Source organism: Chryseobacterium sp. 22532, assembly GCF_052044665.1.
In the GTDB taxonomy this organism is placed as follows: Bacteria; Bacteroidota; Bacteroidia; order Flavobacteriales; family Weeksellaceae; genus Chryseobacterium; species Chryseobacterium lathyri.
Genome location: NZ_JBQENJ010000002.1, coordinates 744,587 through 760,332, shown reverse-complemented (window position 1 = coordinate 760,332; position 15,746 = coordinate 744,587). Strand labels below are relative to the sequence as shown.

Annotated in this window: 16 protein-coding genes; all 16 read right to left on the bottom strand. The window is 36.8% G+C overall.

The features are described from left to right. Positions 1-113: 113 nt before the first annotated feature. Positions 114-1,280 (bottom strand): proline dehydrogenase family protein, encoded by a 1,167-nt coding sequence (locus tag ACTJIV_RS07685; RefSeq protein ID WP_223559376.1) that lies wholly within the window; start codon positions 1,278-1,280, stop codon positions 114-116. Between the two features lie 64 nt (positions 1,281-1,344). Next, on the bottom strand, positions 1,345-2,274 hold the full coding sequence (locus tag ACTJIV_RS07680) for a UbiA family prenyltransferase (protein ID WP_336378666.1): 930 nt from the start codon (positions 2,272-2,274) through the stop codon (positions 1,345-1,347). Positions 2,275-2,284: 10 nt separating this feature from the next. Continuing rightward, positions 2,285-3,211, bottom strand: a complete 927-nt coding sequence (locus ACTJIV_RS07675; protein ID WP_111958398.1) for a mevalonate kinase family protein — start codon at positions 3,209-3,211, stop codon at positions 2,285-2,287. A 205-nt stretch (positions 3,212-3,416) separates the two neighbouring features. Beyond that, positions 3,417-4,907 carry an MFS transporter gene (locus ACTJIV_RS07670; RefSeq protein ID WP_111958019.1) on the bottom strand — a complete coding sequence of 497 codons (1,491 nt, stop codon included), beginning with the start codon at positions 4,905-4,907 and terminating at the stop codon, positions 3,417-3,419. Positions 4,908-5,013: 106 nt separating this feature from the next. After that, positions 5,014-6,192, bottom strand: coding sequence for an acetyl-CoA C-acyltransferase (locus tag ACTJIV_RS07665; protein ID WP_336378665.1), 1,179 nt, complete (start codon positions 6,190-6,192; stop codon positions 5,014-5,016). Between the two features lie 56 nt (positions 6,193-6,248). After that, positions 6,249-6,662 (bottom strand): hypothetical protein, encoded by a 414-nt coding sequence (locus ACTJIV_RS07660; RefSeq protein WP_336378664.1) that lies wholly within the window; start codon positions 6,660-6,662, stop codon positions 6,249-6,251. Next, positions 6,659-7,063: a hypothetical protein gene (locus ACTJIV_RS07655; RefSeq protein ID WP_336378663.1), complete on the bottom strand. Its 405-nt coding sequence runs from the start codon at positions 7,061-7,063 to the stop codon at positions 6,659-6,661. The genes ACTJIV_RS07660 and ACTJIV_RS07655 overlap by 4 nt, the downstream gene beginning before the upstream one ends. Before the next feature lie 149 nt (positions 7,064-7,212). Beyond that, positions 7,213-8,304: a hypothetical protein gene (locus ACTJIV_RS07650; protein WP_440626626.1), complete on the bottom strand. Its 1,092-nt coding sequence runs from the start codon at positions 8,302-8,304 to the stop codon at positions 7,213-7,215. Between the two features lie 83 nt (positions 8,305-8,387). Then, on the bottom strand, positions 8,388-9,107 hold the full coding sequence (locus ACTJIV_RS07645; RefSeq protein ID WP_440626624.1) for a hypothetical protein: 720 nt from the start codon (positions 9,105-9,107) through the stop codon (positions 8,388-8,390). Beyond that, positions 9,073-9,627 (bottom strand): RNA polymerase sigma factor, encoded by a 555-nt coding sequence (locus ACTJIV_RS07640; protein WP_111958047.1) that lies wholly within the window; start codon positions 9,625-9,627, stop codon positions 9,073-9,075. Before ACTJIV_RS07640 ends, ACTJIV_RS07645 begins: the two co-directional genes overlap by 35 nt. A 117-nt stretch (positions 9,628-9,744) precedes the next feature. After that, a complete protein-coding gene (locus ACTJIV_RS07635) occupies positions 9,745-11,127 on the bottom strand; it encodes a nucleoside permease (RefSeq protein ID WP_440626623.1) in 1,383 nt (460 codons plus the stop codon). A gap of 20 nt (positions 11,128-11,147) precedes the next feature. Beyond that, positions 11,148-11,747: a bifunctional nuclease family protein gene (locus tag ACTJIV_RS07630; protein WP_111958051.1), complete on the bottom strand. Its 600-nt coding sequence runs from the start codon at positions 11,745-11,747 to the stop codon at positions 11,148-11,150. A gap of 184 nt (positions 11,748-11,931) precedes the next feature. Next, entirely contained in the window at positions 11,932-12,879 is a 948-nt protein-coding gene (locus ACTJIV_RS07625) for an electron transfer flavoprotein subunit alpha/FixB family protein (protein WP_223559369.1), read from the bottom strand. 100 nt (positions 12,880-12,979) lie between these two features. Continuing rightward, positions 12,980-13,726 (bottom strand): electron transfer flavoprotein subunit beta/FixA family protein, encoded by a 747-nt coding sequence (locus ACTJIV_RS07620; protein WP_111958055.1) that lies wholly within the window; start codon positions 13,724-13,726, stop codon positions 12,980-12,982. 153 nt (positions 13,727-13,879) lie between these two features. Continuing rightward, positions 13,880-14,584, bottom strand: coding sequence for an SDR family oxidoreductase (locus ACTJIV_RS07615; RefSeq protein WP_440626620.1), 705 nt, complete (start codon positions 14,582-14,584; stop codon positions 13,880-13,882). A 149-nt stretch (positions 14,585-14,733) separates the two neighbouring features. Then, entirely contained in the window at positions 14,734-15,651 is a 918-nt protein-coding gene (locus ACTJIV_RS07610) for a T9SS type A sorting domain-containing protein (protein ID WP_440626618.1), read from the bottom strand. Between the last annotated feature and the right edge of the window lie 95 nt (positions 15,652-15,746).

Sequence of the window (15,746 nt, the reverse complement as noted above, 5' to 3'; positions counted from 1 at the left end):
AAATAATATAAAACTGCGGAAACTTATAATAGATACAGTTCTTTTTCACATGCATATAGCAAATTAAAAAGACCTGCAGTTTCTGCAGGTCTTTTTGTATATTTTATAAAAGATTATTTCTTTCTTCTTTCCAATTCTTTCTTGATGAGACCTAGTTCTCTTCCGGTTTGTCCGGCTACAGAAGTGTTTTCTCTGGCTCTTCTTGTAAGATAAGGCACAACATCCTTTACTGGACCGTATGGAAGGTATTTAGCTACATTATAGCCTTTATCTGAAAGATAGAAGGTAATATTATCACTCATTCCGTAAAGCTGTCCAAAGTAGATATGAGGATTTCCATTTTCAAGCGCCTTGGATTTCATTTTATCCATAACCAATTCAGATGAGATCTCATTATGAGTTCCAAAGAATGCAGATACTTTATCCAGATGATTCATTACAAAATCAATTCCGGCATTATAATTCTTGTCTGAAGCCTCCTTATTAGGCTGGATAGGATCCGGATATCCTTTTTCTTCTGCTCTGGCTCTTTCCTTTTCCATATAGGCGCCACGCACGATCTTATATCCTATGAAATAGTTCTTTTCTCTGGCTTTCTGAAGATGAGCTTCCATATACTCCAGTCTTCCGGTTCTGTACATCTGGATGGTATTCCAAACAATTGGCTTTTCCCGGTTGTATTTCTCCATCATTTCTTCACAAAGTTGGTCTGCTGCATCCTGCATCCAGGTCTCTTCAGCATCTACCATTACTTTTTTGTCATGCTCATGGCAAAGACCGCATACCTCATCAAATCTTCTTACAACTCTTTTCCATTCCTCTTTCTGACTTGAAGTAAGTTCAGCTCCACTTCCTACCGCTTCATACAGGTCAATTCTTCCAAAAGCAGTCGGTTTGAATACAATAAAAGGAATAGCAGGATTTCCCACAGAAAATCTAATGATATCTTTGATCTCTTTACATACCGCATCAAAGGTTTCCTCATCCTCTTTACCTTCTATAGAGTAATCGAAAATACTTCCCACTCCTCTTTTGAAAAGCTGTTTTACCGCTTTCATACTTTCTTCACGGGTCTCACCACCACAGAACTGTTCAAACAAAGTACTTTTTACAATTCCGGTCACGAAAGGAAAATTATTGTGAACCGTAAAATTAAGAACAGAAGTTCCAAGACTGGTAAGAGCGGGCTGTTCAATCATTTTAAACATCCAGTACGCCTTTCTCAATTGTGCATCAGACTTGTCTGCAAATGCTACTTTAGTATCGTTAAAAATGGGCATTCCTTTTTATTAAATTTAGTTTTGCAAAGGTAATAATAACCTCAGTTTATTTAAAGAAAATTTTCTAGAATTTGCTTTCGATTCCGTTCAGGAGCATTGCCATAATTCCTACAAAAACCCAAAATCTTAATATATTGAGTGTGAAGAACTTACTTCTTCTGGTAGATTTAAGCAGAAGGTAAATACAGAAGATCATTACGAATAAGCCTCCGGTAAAGTAATATGCCATAAAACCTGATATCCCTGTTTTGGTGATTAGTTTCATGGAAACGGCCATTGTGGTAATCAACAGGGAAATGATTATGATCTGGGTATTTTTATTTTTAAAATAGTTGGGAATGGTTGTATATCCGAATGCTTTGTCTACACTTTTTGTAAGCATATCTTTCACAATATCGATACACAGAAGGATCAGAAAAAGGAAAATAGCCATAAGCAATACCTTCTTGGAAAAGGTTTCATAATACACCATCATTCCGAAAAAAGGATAAAGGGTTAGGCTTACAAAAGTAAGATTGTTAATGATCAGTAACCGGCTTAATTTATGACTGTAAAACCACATGAAGAACTGGTATACAAGAAAAAAAACAAAAACCTTATGGGAAATCATCCATGCGACCCCAAGAGAAATCGCTGTCAGAGCAAGGTAAGCATACAAAAAATATTTCTGCTTGATAAAGCTTTGGATTCTGGTCCGGAACGGTTTTACCACATGGTCTTTTTCCAGGTCATAAAACTGATTGATGATTCCACCCGCCAGAATAGTTATAACGGTGCAGAAAATAATGCCGTGTACCTTAAAATCGAAGACAAATTTACTGAACGTTTCATCCTGATTGAAGAGAAAAAAAGTAGATACATACAGGGCAAATGTATGGAGTGCCGCAACAAAAAAACGGGCACCTATCAGAAAACCCACGAATTGTGATAATCTGTAAAATATAGATTTAGAGATATAGTTTTTAGATTGGAAAGTTTCTTTTTCAGAATTCATTCCAGCCTGTTTAAAATCTGTAAATCACTTCTTTTTGGAAGCCTTCAAGCATTTTTTCTGCTTTTGCATAATCTTTAGTGAAACCCAGGATATATCCGCCACCGCCGCTTCCGCAAAGTTTCAGATAATAGGCATTAGAATCGAGTCCTTTTTTCCAGATGTTGAAAATACTTTCAGGAATCATCGGACGGAAATGTTCATATGCCCAATAGGAAAGCTTTTTCAGGTTCCTGAAGAAAGGATTCATATCTTTTTTAAGGAAAGATTCAATGCATGCGTTGTTGTAACGGATGAATTCTTCTTTCAATGTTTTTCGGAAACCTTCAGTTTTCATTTTTTCAAAGAAAATCTGTATCATAGGCCCTGTTTCTCCTGTAATGCCGCTGTCGATAAGAAATATGGCTCCTTTTCCAGCTTCCCCTTCCGGGATGGAAACTCTATCGAGGTTTTCTTTATTCTCGATAAGGATCGGAAGGTTCATATAGCAGATCAGAGGGTCCATTCCTGAACTTTTACCATGGAAATAGCTTTCCATTTCTCCAAAAACGGTTTTTAATTTTTTCAGATTGTCTTTTGAGATTTGTTCAGGATCCAACTTATTGAGCGCATATTTTTCAAAAATAGCAGCTACCAAAGCTCCTGAACTTCCTACGCCGTATCCCTGGGGAATATTGGAATCGAAGAAAAGTCCGGATTCAATATCATTTTTAAAGCTTTCGATATCTAATTTAAAATCATCAGAAAGGTCAAGCGTTGCAAGGAAATCAGAGTATTTCTGCAGATGTTTGTTCGATTTAAGTTCAAATTCAGAACTCAAATCTGAGAATTTCAGGGTTCCTTTATAGAAACTGTAAGGTACTACAAGCCCCTGGGAGTCTTCAATCATCCCATATTCTCCAAAGAGAATTATTTTTGCATAAAATAGAGGGTTCGTCATTTTGACAATAAATCTTTTTGCAAAGTTAAAATTATTCCGCTGAATATAAGCAAAACTTAAGCCGAATTCCAATTTATTTAAGCAGAAAACGTTTTTCAGGCTTTTCTCACTACAAAGAGCAGAAAACCATTTTATCCGCAGACAGCAAAAAAGCCTGAAAGATCAGGCTTTTATGATAGTTTAATTAATTTTTATTGATAGTTGGTTATAAAGTATCTCTTTCTTTCCGCATATTAACTTTAAGAAACCGGATCAGAACAAGTCCTGCCGCGAAAAATAAAGTCATCGAAAGGGCTGCAATGCGCATATTATTAAAATGTTCAATCAGTGTTGCAAAGATGAATGTTCCGATAATGATCGCAATTTTTTCCAATACATCATAGAAGCTGAAATATGTGGTATTTTCCATAGAGTCTTCAGGCAGAAGCTTTGAATAGGTTGATCTTGACATAGCCTGAAGTCCACCCATTACCAATCCTACTACTGCTGCCACTCCATAGAACTGATATTCTACCGTAGGATTTTCTTTGTTCAGGAAATAAGCCCAAAGACACGCAACAATCCAAAGTACGATAGCGATAGAAATCACGTTTCTGTTTCCTATTTTTCTTGATAACCTGGAGAATATGACTGCTCCGATAATCGCTTCGATTTGAATAACCAAAAGGGTTCCGATCAGTTTATCCTGAGCCAGGTTGATTTCACTTTTTCCAAATAACGTAGCCATCAGGAAAATAGTCTGCATTCCGACACTGTAAAAAAAGAAGCTGGAAAGGAAGAATTTTAGGTTTCTATCCTTAAATAATACTCCACCTACTTTGAAAAGCTCATGAAAACTTTCTTTGGCAATGTCTTTATAAAAGCTCATATTGTCTTTAAGAACCTCAAAGAAACCACCCTGTTCTTCATGTTTTTTAAAAATATTCTTATAATTTAAAAGGACAAGATCTTTAGGCAGTTTTTCTTTAACATCTCCAAACTGAGGAAGATGTTTGAAAGTATACTGGGAAAAACCAAACCACCATGCACCGGTCAACAGGAAGCTTATTCTTGTAAATAAAAGCTGCTGTGCCGCTCCTTTTGCAAAAACCTGAATAAGTACCAGACAGATCACCACAAGAACGACAGAACCTATATATCCGTAAACATATCCTCTTGCAGACAGCGCATCCTGTTTATCCCGGGTTGCAATATCGGGCAAAAATGAGTTATAAAATACCAAACTTCCCCAGAACCCGACACTCGCCGTAATACTGAATAGAAGGCCTAAAAATACATTATGCATTCCCGTAAACATAGCCAATCCCATACATGAAGTTGCGCCAAGATAACAGAAAAACTGAAGGAATGATTTTTTGTTTCCGATAGTATCCGCTAATGAGGATAGGAACGGAGAAAGCAGCACTACAATAAAAAACGATATGGTCAGTGAATATCCGTACACAGCATCCGGCTGGTATTCTTCTCCGAAAATCTTTATCATGTGCCTTACCGGAACATCAATCCATGATTTTGTTTCTTCCACATACTCCTTTTTCTCATAAGCAGTTGTCAGTATGGAATAGTAAATAGGAAAAATAGTAGAGGTAATAACCAATGAGTAAACAGAGTTCGCCCAGTCGTATACAGCCCAGGCTTTCATAATCCTTGGATTATTCTTTATGTTTTGAGGCTGTTGATTCTCAATTTCAGACATTTCAAATAAATATTAGTAGCACAAAAATAGAAAAACCATTAAGAAATCGATTAGAATTTAGAAAAATTATCGATTCCTTAATGGTAAAATATTCTTCGAGAGAATATTACATATTTTCAATCACGATAGCAGAAGCTCCTCCACCACCGTTACAGATAGCTGCAGCACCATATTTTGCATTATTCTGCTTCAATACATTAATCAGTGTTACGATGATTCTGGATCCTGAACTTCCCAGCGGATGTCCAATGGCTACTGCTCCACCGTTTACGTTTACTTTGGATGCATCCAGACCTAGAATTTTGTTGTTGGCAAGCCCTACTACAGAGAATGCTTCATTAAATTCAAAGAAATCAATATCAGAAATTTCTAAACCTGCTTTTTTAAGAGCAATTGGTAAAGCCTTTGCAGGAGCAGTCGTGAAGTTTTCAGGCTCCTGAGCTGCATCAGCATAGGAAACGATTCGTGCTAGAGGCTTTAAGCCTAATTCTTCCATTTTTTCTTTAGAAACAAGGATTAAGGCAGAAGCACCATCATTTAATGTAGACGCATTGGCAGCGGTTACTGTTCCTTCTTCTTTCTTGAATACGGTAGGAAGCGTTGCAATTCTGTCAAAATTTACTGCTTTATACTCTTCATCTTCAGAAAAAATTACCGGATCTCCTTTTCTCTGAGGAATTTCAACAGGAACCACTTCTTCAGTAAATTTTCCTTCGCTCCATGCTTTTGCCGATCTTTTGTAAGATTCTATAGCAAAATTATCCTGATCTTCTCTTGAAATACTGTAATCTACAGCACATTTCTCTGCACAAACTCCCATATGCACTTTATTGTACACGTCTGTAAGGCCATCCAGCACCATTCCGTCCTGCATTTTGATATCGCCTAATTTAGTGGCAACTCTTGCATTATAGTAGTGTGGAACAAGCGACATATTCTCCATACCTCCGGCAACAATTACTTCTGCATCACCTGCCTTGATAGCCTGCGCTGCCATAGTTACTGCTTTCATTCCAGAAGCACATACTTTATTGACTGTAGTAGAAGGGGTCTCAACAGACAGCCCTGCACCCAAAGCTACCTGACGGGCCGGGGCCTGGCCTTCTCCTGCCTGCAGTACATTTCCCATATAGATCTCCTGAACATTCTTAGGATCAAGACCGATTTTATTTAATGCTCCTTTTACAGCAGCAGATCCCAGCTTTGTAGCAGGAACGGTTGAAAGGCTTCCCATAAAACTCCCGATAGGTGTTCTTACTGCGGAAACGATGAATACTTCTTTCATGTGTATTATATTTACTTTTTTTAACAAATGCTGCCTTCCGACTGCATTATACTATTCTATTTTTTTGCTTTTATATAAATAACCTCATATTGGCTATTTTCAATTTTGGAATGTATTTTCAGGGCGTTATCCTGAGTTTCTACAATTTTATTGCTGAAAACATCTCCTATACGGATACGGCCATCATTGACTGTCTTATCCAGCACGATCGCTTTATAATTGCAGTCGTCCACAAAAACCAGAGAGGATTTTATGTAGTCTTTACCATTATTGAAATATTCGGTCTGAATATTATCTTTAATGGTCATATACCAGATTCCCGCGGGATAATTCGGGCGAAGGAATTTCCCTTCTCTTATATTTTTACATTTAGCCGGCTGATCCGGCTTGTCAAATGCTGTCTTTTGAGACTTAGCCTGAGAAAATATCAACATCAATAAAGCTGCTGATCCTAATTTTAAATGCTTCATATTTGTGTCCGTTGATTTATTTTTTTATTTCCTGCAGCGAAAACCATAAGGAAAGCGCCTAAAAATTCTATAACCCAGCCCCATCTCAGCTTTACAACTCCTGCAAAAGCTTCTCTCCATGATTTGAACGGCAGAAAGCTGAAGTATTCCAGAGACTGCATCTTTACGGCAACGAGTGTAAATGCAAATAACAGAATCAGCAACACTCCAAAGAACCTTACTACTTTCACACTGTTATTGACAATACCAAAAACTGCACATGCGGCAAAGATCCAGCATGCAATAGCCAGATAATGATCCAGTTTCCAGTAATTCCAGTTTCCAATAATGGGAACATGAACAAGAGGAAGAAAACTACCGGCCACCACTAATAATAATCCTAATAACTGAATATTTTTCATATTTACTAAAGTGCCAAAATACAAAAAAAAACACACTTTTAAACAGTGTGCTTTAAAAACGGATGATTCCTTTACAAACATTTGTTAGCCTCAATAAAAATTGATTAAAATTAAATTATTTTCAACAAACATTCAATTTCATTACTGAATTAGAAAATGATATTTACGAATTCTATGCCGAGCTGAACTCCATATTTATTCTTCAGAATAGCCCTGTCATTGAATACGGGTGTAAAATCTTTCTGGACAAATACTTTAAGACCTCCATAACTGATCCCGAATTTTCCACCGACGATAAAATCGTTCACTCCATGCATTATTCTTTCTCTTTCTACAATCCTTCTGGAGTTTTCATTTGAATATTTTATGTAATTCACACTTCCCACTTTCACACCACCATAAATCCCCATTACCAGGCTCAGTTGTCTTTTTTTGTTATCAAGATACTGAACCCCGTCATATTCTGTATATTTTGGATTCAATACAAATCTTAAATCTACAGGAATGTATAGGTATGTAATGTTGAATTGGGTTTTCTTTAAATTCCCCCTGTCAAAATCATCTACGAACAAAGCGTTGTCTTCCTGCTTAAAAACTCTTCCGTATTTGGGAACATACTGGTCGAATCTGACTCCTAAACCAACCCGGTAAAATACAGGGCTTTTAAAGCCTCCGATCTGGTCCTCATATCTGATTGCCATTTCTGAAGAGTTGATGATGGTGTTCCTGGTATCAGAATCTTTATTGTAAAAGTTAAAAGGTTCATTTTTTGAGGTCAGGCCTGCTCCCATTATACTGCCGGATAATTCTACCGTCTGTAAGGACTGTTTGGGATTTTTTGTCCCCTTTTGCCCCAATTTCATATTAAGACCATTAAATCCCAGCCACATTTCGTTTTTATTTGTACTGTCCCGATCCATAAAAACAGCATTTCTAACCATTTCTGTTGTCGCAGCCTGCAGTTCGCTTTGCTGGGCATCTACTTTTTCATTAATCGTTTGTTGATATTTTGAAGCAATTTCGGAGCGTTTTTTCTTCTTTTCCTCCGTTGTGATTTTATTATCTTTAAAATCTTTATCAACGATGTCCAGCTCTGCATTCATTTTGGATTTCTCTGAAACCACAATGCTGTCAATTTTTTTCGAATAGAGTTTAATCTGCAGATTCATATCCGGTTTTTCCTGAGCCGCACTGTATGTAAAAGCCATTACAGCAGCCATAAAGATCAACTTTGTTCTCATATTTATTTTATTAATTTTAAACAATATTTTAGCTCTGTCCCTGTTTCAGGTCAGTATTATTTTGATTTTAAAAAAGTTCAGTTTTATTTGGATTCCAGATAGACCGTTACTCCCAAAACGGTTACATTACCTACATTCGGAACAATGTTATCAAATTTGAAAGCTCCTAATTTACGTTCATCTTTACTGGCTTTTTCCCGGGCTTTATCAAATTCTCTGCCCAAAAGAAGTTCATCAGGATTGATATAGTTTGATTTTGATTTCTTGACTTCTGCAAGTACTGGAGGATTTGGCATCACAGTATTCTCCGCTTTTTCATTGTTAATGATATTATTTTCCGGTTGAATAACTATATTTTGCCCTTCTTTATGTTCGGCAATCTGAGTATCGTTCGATCTTCTTTCTTTTTTTGGAATTAATGCATGATCAGAACTAAATTTTTCCAGATTTTTGTTTACAATTTTTACTGTATTCTCCCGGATAGGCTGATCATTCGAAATAAGCGTTTGATCTTCCAAGCCTGCATTTATAGGATTTACTGTCTTTTCAAGAGTTTTTTTAACAATATAATCCGTTTGTTTACTCTCAAATTTTGTTTTATAATTGTTATAATAAATAAATGTTCCTGCAGAAATAAAGAGCAATACAGCAGCAGCATACTTCCACCACTTAAAAGACCGGTTTAACGGCATATCAGGTATATTATCCAACTTCTGGTCTAATTTATCCCAAAGATCTTCAGAAGGCTTAATTTCGAGTCTTTCGTAGTCAGACTTTAACTGTTTCAGTATCTCTTTTTTCATTTTCTTCTGCTTTTAAAAATTCTGTAAGCCATTTTTTGGCTTTGCTTAGCTGGCTTTTACTTGTTCCCTCTGAAATATTCAGCATTTTTGCGATTTCCTGATGTTTTTTTTCTTCAAAAACATATAGATTGAAGATCAGCCTATACCCTGCCGGCATCTTTAAAAATATTTCTTCAATATTGATTTCTTCCAGCCGTTCATTTATATCTTCATCAGAATACTCGTCTGCAATTTCTATATCGGCATAAAGAATATTCCTGTTCTTCCTGACAAAACTGATAGAATCATTGACAACAATTTTTCTCAGCCAAAATGGAAAGCTTTTCCAGTCTCTGCATTCGTCTAGCTTGGTAAAGCATTTCATAAACGCGCTGATCAGGATATCTTCTGCATCATGAAGATTATTCGTATAAGAATTTGATATGGCAAGCATTTTAGCCGAAAACATTTCGTAAAGAGCCTTTTGGGCCATCCGGTCCTGTTTTTTAGCCAGTAAAAAATTCTTTTCGAGGTTCTCCATGTATCGGTTTTCTAACTATAAGACGGAATTTATTCTAAAAGGTTGCCCGAAAATAAAAAAAATTGCACTTTCTTTCAAAAAGTGCAATTTAATATTTTAATAATCAGATCAGTAGAATTAGTGTTTTACTGAAGAAACTTCTTCCGGATTGTGTTTATGTCTGAATAAAACAGCAAAGAAAATGGCCAGGATCAATGCATAAATTGCAAATGAGAGCCATATATTCTGCCAGTCTTTTACCATGACTACAGATGAGAGTGTTCCGTCAGTATTCACTGTTGAATTGAAGCTGTTTTTAAGGATTTCCAGGAAAGTAGGATTATCTGCTGTTGTGTCAAGATAAGCAGATAAATCCGAAGCATTCGTAAATTTGTGCGTGAAAAATTTATCGATAGCCCAACCTGCAATATAGCTTCCGAAAAGAGCACCAAAACCATTGGTCATCATCATAAATAATCCCTGAGCAGATGATCTTATCTTTTTATCAGTCGTTGTTTCTACGAAAAGAGAACCGGAAATATTAAAGAAGTCAAATGCCATTCCGTATACGATGCATGAAAAAATGATCAGTGAAAGCCCAAATCCATCAGGAACACCATAAGCAAAGAATCCGAATCTAAGCACCCAGGCCAACATAGACATCAACATTACCTTTTTAATTCCAAATTTTCTTAGAAAGAATGGGATTGCCAAAATAAATAGTGTTTCCGAGACCTGCGAAATCGACATGATAATCGTAGACCTCTGTACTACAAATGAGTCTGCATATTTGGGGAAGTGTGAAAATTCACTTAAGAATACATCTCCGTAAGCGTTAGTCAGCTGAAGTGCTGCTCCCAAAAGCATTGAAAACAAAAAGAACAAGGCCATTTTATAGCTTCCGAAAAGCTTAAATGCATTAAGGCCTAATTGTTCAGATAATGGAGCATTTTTATCAATCAGCTTCTGAGGCGGACATTTTGGTAAAGTCAGAGCGTAGATTCCTAGAAATATCGCAATAGCCCCGCCAATATAAAACTGTCCTTCTGTAGCCTTGTTTCCTGTAAGATTGGTAATCCACATCGCTACAATAAACCCGATAGTTCCCCACACGCGGATAGGCGGAAAATCTCTCACGACATCCAGATTACTGTTTTTCAGGATCGTGTAAGAAATAGAGTTTGCCAGGGCAATGGTAGGCATATAAAAGCACATCGCCAGAAGCATTAGCCAAAAGAAAGAATTAGGATCTGCGGAATGAGGCAATACAAAAAGGATAACCCCATAAAGGATATGCAGTACAGAAAATATACGTTCTGCATTTACCCAGCGGTCGGCAATAATCCCGGTAATGGTCGGCATAAAAATAGAAGCTATTCCCATGGTTCCGAAAACGGCTCCAAACTGGGTTCCGTCCCAGTGTTTTGTACCGAACCAAAAATTAGCCATCGTAATCAGCCATGCTCCCCAAACAAAAAACTGAAGAAAGCTGAGGATGGTAAGTCGTAATTTTAAATTCATAGTTTAGTATAAGTGTTCTTTTAATCAATTCTCTTTTTCCTCCTTTTAATTTCTTCTTGAATTTCCAGAGCAGTATCAAAATCTTCTTCCTTTACGGCTTCATCCAGTAATTTTTGCAGCTCTTCCATAGATACCGCTTTTAAATTATCTTCAGACTGCTCGGTTTCGGAGAACGGCTGTTCTTCTTTTGAAACATCTTCCAGCTCAAGAAGAATTCCCGCTTCATTAAGTACCTGCTGAGTGGTAAAGATAGGCGCATCAAATCTTACGGCCATTGCTACTGCATCAGAAGTTCTTGCATCAAGGATCAGCTCTTCGTTATTAGCTTTATTTTTGAAATTAATATTAGAAAAAAATACGCCGTCTACGATCTGGTAAATAATCACTGAAACCAATTCATAATGGGCAGAAACTATAAATTTTGTGAATAAATCATGGGTAAGCGGACGGGGCGGATGGATGTCTTTTTCCAGTCCCAGCGAAATAGACTGAGCCTCGAAATTTCCTATAACAACAGGTAATTTTATATGTGATTCTTCATGTTCCAATAACAAAGCGTAAGCCCCCGATTGGGTCTGGCTGTACGATATTCCGCGAATAATTAGCTGCTTATAATCCATAGCTACAAATATAAATTAATTTTTTATTGTAGGTTTCACTTTTAGACAAAAATAAAAGCCCGGAAGCCGAGCTTTTATGCTATTGTTGATAAGTGTCAAAAGTCAATAGTGAATTTTGCTTCGCAAGTGAATTAATTTAAAAAATTGACAAGCGTAGCGTATTGACTATTAACCATTCACTATTCTATCCTTTAATTGCTTTAATTTTTTCTGTTAATGCAGGAATAATCTGGAATGCATCTCCTACTACTCCATAATCCGCAGACTTAAAGAATGGTGCTTCAGCATCATTATTAATAACTACGATGGTTTTAGAAGAGTTTACCCCGGCTAAGTGCTGAATAGCTCCGGAAATACCTACTGCAATATAAAGATTAGGTGAAATTGCTTTTCCTGTCTGTCCTACGTGCTCTGTGTGAGGTCTCCATCCGATATCAGAAACCGGCTTGGAACATGCAGTAGCAGCCCCAAGAACATTAGCAAGATCTTCAATCATTCCCCAGTTTTCAGGACCTTTCATTCCTCTTCCTGCAGAAACTACCACCTCTGCTTCTTTAAGGTCTAATTTCCCTGAGCTCTGCTCGTGAGAGATCACTTTAGTATCTTCATTAGCTACTGATAGATTCTTAACTTCTTCTGATCCTGATACAGCGCTTTCTTTTACACCGAAAGCATTTTGAGAAACTGTGATGATCACCCCATTTCCTTCAGCTTTTGCATGCATAAACCCTTTTCCTGAAAAAGCTTTTCTTTTTACCTGGAACGGGGAAAGGCTTTCAGGGGCTTCCAGTACATTGGTAATCAAAGAATAGTTCTTCATTACTGCAAGCATAGGAGCGATAGAAGAAGCATCTGTAGTGTGAGGGAAAACGATAGTGTTTCCGTCTGCCACTTCACTTACAGCCTGAGCGAATGCCTTTGCTGAAAAGCTTTTAAGACCTTCATCTTTTACATTGATAACGTTTGATGCTCCATATTTGTACAATAAATCTGAAGAATCTGTTGGGTTTACAGAGATTGCCGTAACGGTATCTCCCGCCTGGTCTGCAACTGCTTTAGCATAAGAAACGGCTTCAAAAGCTGCTTTTTTGTAAACTCCATTTATATTTTCTGCGTATACGAATACTGCCATTTTTTTTAAATTTAAAGATTAAAAAATTTAAGGATAAAAGATTGGAAATCAGATCAGGGCTCAACATATATCCCTGTTTCAGCTTCTTTCTTTTAAATTTTTAGATTACTTTAGCTTCTTCGTGAAGTAATCTTACCAATTCATCCAAATTGTCAGGAGAAACCATTTTTACAGCAGCTCTTGGCGGCACGCTGTCATAAGTTACTCCCTGAACTTTCACCTCAGAAGAAGCAGGCTCTACTACCTGTAAAGGCTTCGTTCTTGCAGACATGATCCCTCTCATATTCGGGATGATAAGATCTTTTTCATCTACCAATCCTTTTTGTCCTGCGATTACAGCAGGTAATTTTACTGATATCGTTTCTTTTCCGCCTTCAATTTCTCTTACAGCAGTAGCTTCGCTTCCGTTTACATCTAAACCTACAGATGCATTGACGAAAGGCTGATTTAACAGCTGAGCGACCATTCCTGGTACTGAACCTCCGTTGTAATCGATAGATTCTTTTCCGCAAAGGATAAGGTCATATCCTCCGTTCTGAGCTACGGCAGCGATTTCTTTCGCTGTAGAATAGCTGTCTTTAGGATCAAGGTTTACTCTCACGGCATCATTGGCACCAATAGCTAATGCTTTTCTGATCACTGGTTCTGTAGCAGCATCTCCTACGTTGATCACTGTTACAGTTGCACCCTGAGATTCCTGAAGTTTAACTGCTTTTGTCAACGCAAATTCATCTAAAGGGTTGATTACCCACTGAATTCCATTTTTGTCGAAGGCAGATTTATCTGCCGTAAAGTTAATCTTGGAAGTAGTATCCGGAACACTACTGATACAAACTAATATTTTCATGTGTACTATTTTATTTTTTCCCTTTTAGGCATAAAAAACCTTAGTGTTTTATGCTGAGATTTTGTTACATTTTACGTTGCTAATATAATTAAAAAATATATTATGCATGCATAATACTTATTTTTTTACTATTCAATACATTAAATGCATTTACTAGGCTGGTTTTGTTGCCCTAAACTCTATTTTGCTGGGCAGAACACGTGGATTCATTTTTAAAATATCCAGGACCAGATTCCCCATATCTTCGGGCTGGATCTTCCAGCTGTCTTTTTCTGAGGGAACGTTTCCGTTAAAATTGGTAGCGACTGATCCCGGCATAATAACCGTAGATTTGATGTTGTATTTTCTCAGATCAATCATTGCCGCCTGAGTAAATCCTACGACTCCAAATTTAGATGCATTGTAACCTGTTCCGTTTTCAAAGAAATTGGCACCTGCCAGACTCGAAATCGTGATATAATAGCCTTGCGTCTTTTTTAATTCTTTCACAGAAGCTTTTAATGTGTAGAATACGCCTGTCAGATTGGTTTCTATCATATCATTCCACTCTTCGGCAGTCAGTTCATCTACAGGTTTGAATATTCCCAATCCTGCATTGGCAATTACAAAATCCAACCTTCCGAATGTCTCAGTAATATATTTTACAGCCTCTTCTTCGCTTTCAAGGCTTCTTACATCTGAAACAATCCCCAAAACATTATTTGAATATTTCTTAAGTTCTTCTTCAGCTTTTTCAACATCATCTCTTTTACGTCCTGAAAATGCTACTGAAATACCGTTTTCCAATAATATTTTCGCTATTCCGAAACCTATTCCTTTGGTTCCTCCAGTTATATAAGCTACTTTATTTTCTGACATATTATTAATTTTAATGCTCTAAAATAACAAAAACGCTTCAATTGAAGCGTTTTATATAGACTAAGATTTGTCAGGTATTTCTATAATTAATCTATAACAAAATAATTTATCTGAAAAATAATGAAAACTAATTTCATACAAAACTCAACCTATTTTTTTATAAATTTCTCAGAGAAATTACCATTTTCAGTTCTAATATTGATGAGATAAGTGCCAGCAGGAAAACTTCTAACATCAATTTTATCATTTTCTACCATCGACTGAACCTTTTTGCCAGCCGCATCATAGATTTCAATGTTTTTTATCTTAGAAGAAGCATTTATTTTAATAAAATCTGAAGCAGGATTAGGATATACAATTACCTTATTCTTATTTACAGTACTGTTTGCTACAGATAATAATGCCTGATTATATACTTTAACATTATCAATATAGGCTGTTCCGTCTGCGTTATCGTGTACGAAACGCAACTGGTTTATATCCATTGATTCTACTGCAATACCGGAATAGATCAAAATCCCGTTCAGATAGTATTTAACATCTGCAGCGGTTCCTACAACTGCAATATGGTACCAGGAATTCGGCTGCCACGTTCCCAATGCAGTGTCCATTACAGGATTTCCTGATAGTGTTTTCAGAACTTTAATTGCACCGGAATTATCAAAATCGAGTCTGACAATATATTTTTCGTCAGCGCTGCTTACTCCCTGAAAGCTAAAAATCGATCCATTAAGCTGGGACATATTGATATCGAAAGAAACCGTAAAACCGTTGTAGGGAAGCAATACAGGAAGATTATCAAACGCGCCGATGATAGGAATGGATTGGGTTCCATAAGTATTTTCTTTTACAATCTTCAGAGAATTAATTCCGTCTGATGCATTATCCATAGAAATGATCTGGTTAAGCACGTTCGGGGGCATATCACCGGTTGGCGTGCTGATCCAGGTCCCCTGACCATGGATATTCCCGGTATAAAATCCATCTGAATATTCAAACGAAATGATCTGCTGCGCAAAGGAAAACACTGAAAACAAGCAGAATGCGACAGAGTAGTTTTTTTTCATAGTAATTATTTTAGGTTGAACTAAAAATAATCACATACATTAACTAAAAAAATATCATTTGATAGGGATATTACCATAAAAAAACGTAAAGCGCT

Coding starts and splice junctions, on each gene's coding strand:
- ACTJIV_RS07635 (WP_440626623.1), bottom strand. CDS start 11,127: ATGAATTTAAAATTACGACTTACCATCCTCAGCTTTCTTCAGTTTTTT.
- ACTJIV_RS07615 (WP_440626620.1), bottom strand. CDS start 14,584: ATGTCAGAAAATAAAGTAGCTTATATAACTGGAGGAACCAAAGGAATA.
- ACTJIV_RS07665 (WP_336378665.1), bottom strand. CDS start 6,192: ATGAAAGAAGTATTCATCGTTTCCGCAGTAAGAACACCTATCGGGAGT.
- ACTJIV_RS07630 (WP_111958051.1), bottom strand. CDS start 11,747: ATGGATTATAAGCAGCTAATTATTCGCGGAATATCGTACAGCCAGACC.
- ACTJIV_RS07650 (WP_440626626.1), bottom strand. CDS start 8,304: ATGAGAACAAAGTTGATCTTTATGGCTGCTGTAATGGCTTTTACATAC.
- ACTJIV_RS07660 (WP_336378664.1), bottom strand. CDS start 6,662: ATGAAGCATTTAAAATTAGGATCAGCAGCTTTATTGATGTTGATATTT.
- ACTJIV_RS07685 (WP_223559376.1), bottom strand. CDS start 1,280: ATGCCCATTTTTAACGATACTAAAGTAGCATTTGCAGACAAGTCTGAT.
- ACTJIV_RS07675 (WP_111958398.1), bottom strand. CDS start 3,211: ATGACGAACCCTCTATTTTATGCAAAAATAATTCTCTTTGGAGAATAT.
- ACTJIV_RS07670 (WP_111958019.1), bottom strand. CDS start 4,907: ATGTCTGAAATTGAGAATCAACAGCCTCAAAACATAAAGAATAATCCA.
- ACTJIV_RS07680 (WP_336378666.1), bottom strand. CDS start 2,274: ATGAATTCTGAAAAAGAAACTTTCCAATCTAAAAACTATATCTCTAAA.
- ACTJIV_RS07645 (WP_440626624.1), bottom strand. CDS start 9,107: ATGAAAAAAGAGATACTGAAACAGTTAAAGTCTGACTACGAAAGACTC.
- ACTJIV_RS07620 (WP_111958055.1), bottom strand. CDS start 13,726: ATGAAAATATTAGTTTGTATCAGTAGTGTTCCGGATACTACTTCCAAG.
- ACTJIV_RS07640 (WP_111958047.1), bottom strand. CDS start 9,627: ATGGAGAACCTCGAAAAGAATTTTTTACTGGCTAAAAAACAGGACCGG.
- ACTJIV_RS07610 (WP_440626618.1), bottom strand. CDS start 15,651: ATGAAAAAAAACTACTCTGTCGCATTCTGCTTGTTTTCAGTGTTTTCC.
- ACTJIV_RS07655 (WP_336378663.1), bottom strand. CDS start 7,063: ATGAAAAATATTCAGTTATTAGGATTATTATTAGTGGTGGCCGGTAGT.
- ACTJIV_RS07625 (WP_223559369.1), bottom strand. CDS start 12,879: ATGGCAGTATTCGTATACGCAGAAAATATAAATGGAGTTTACAAAAAA.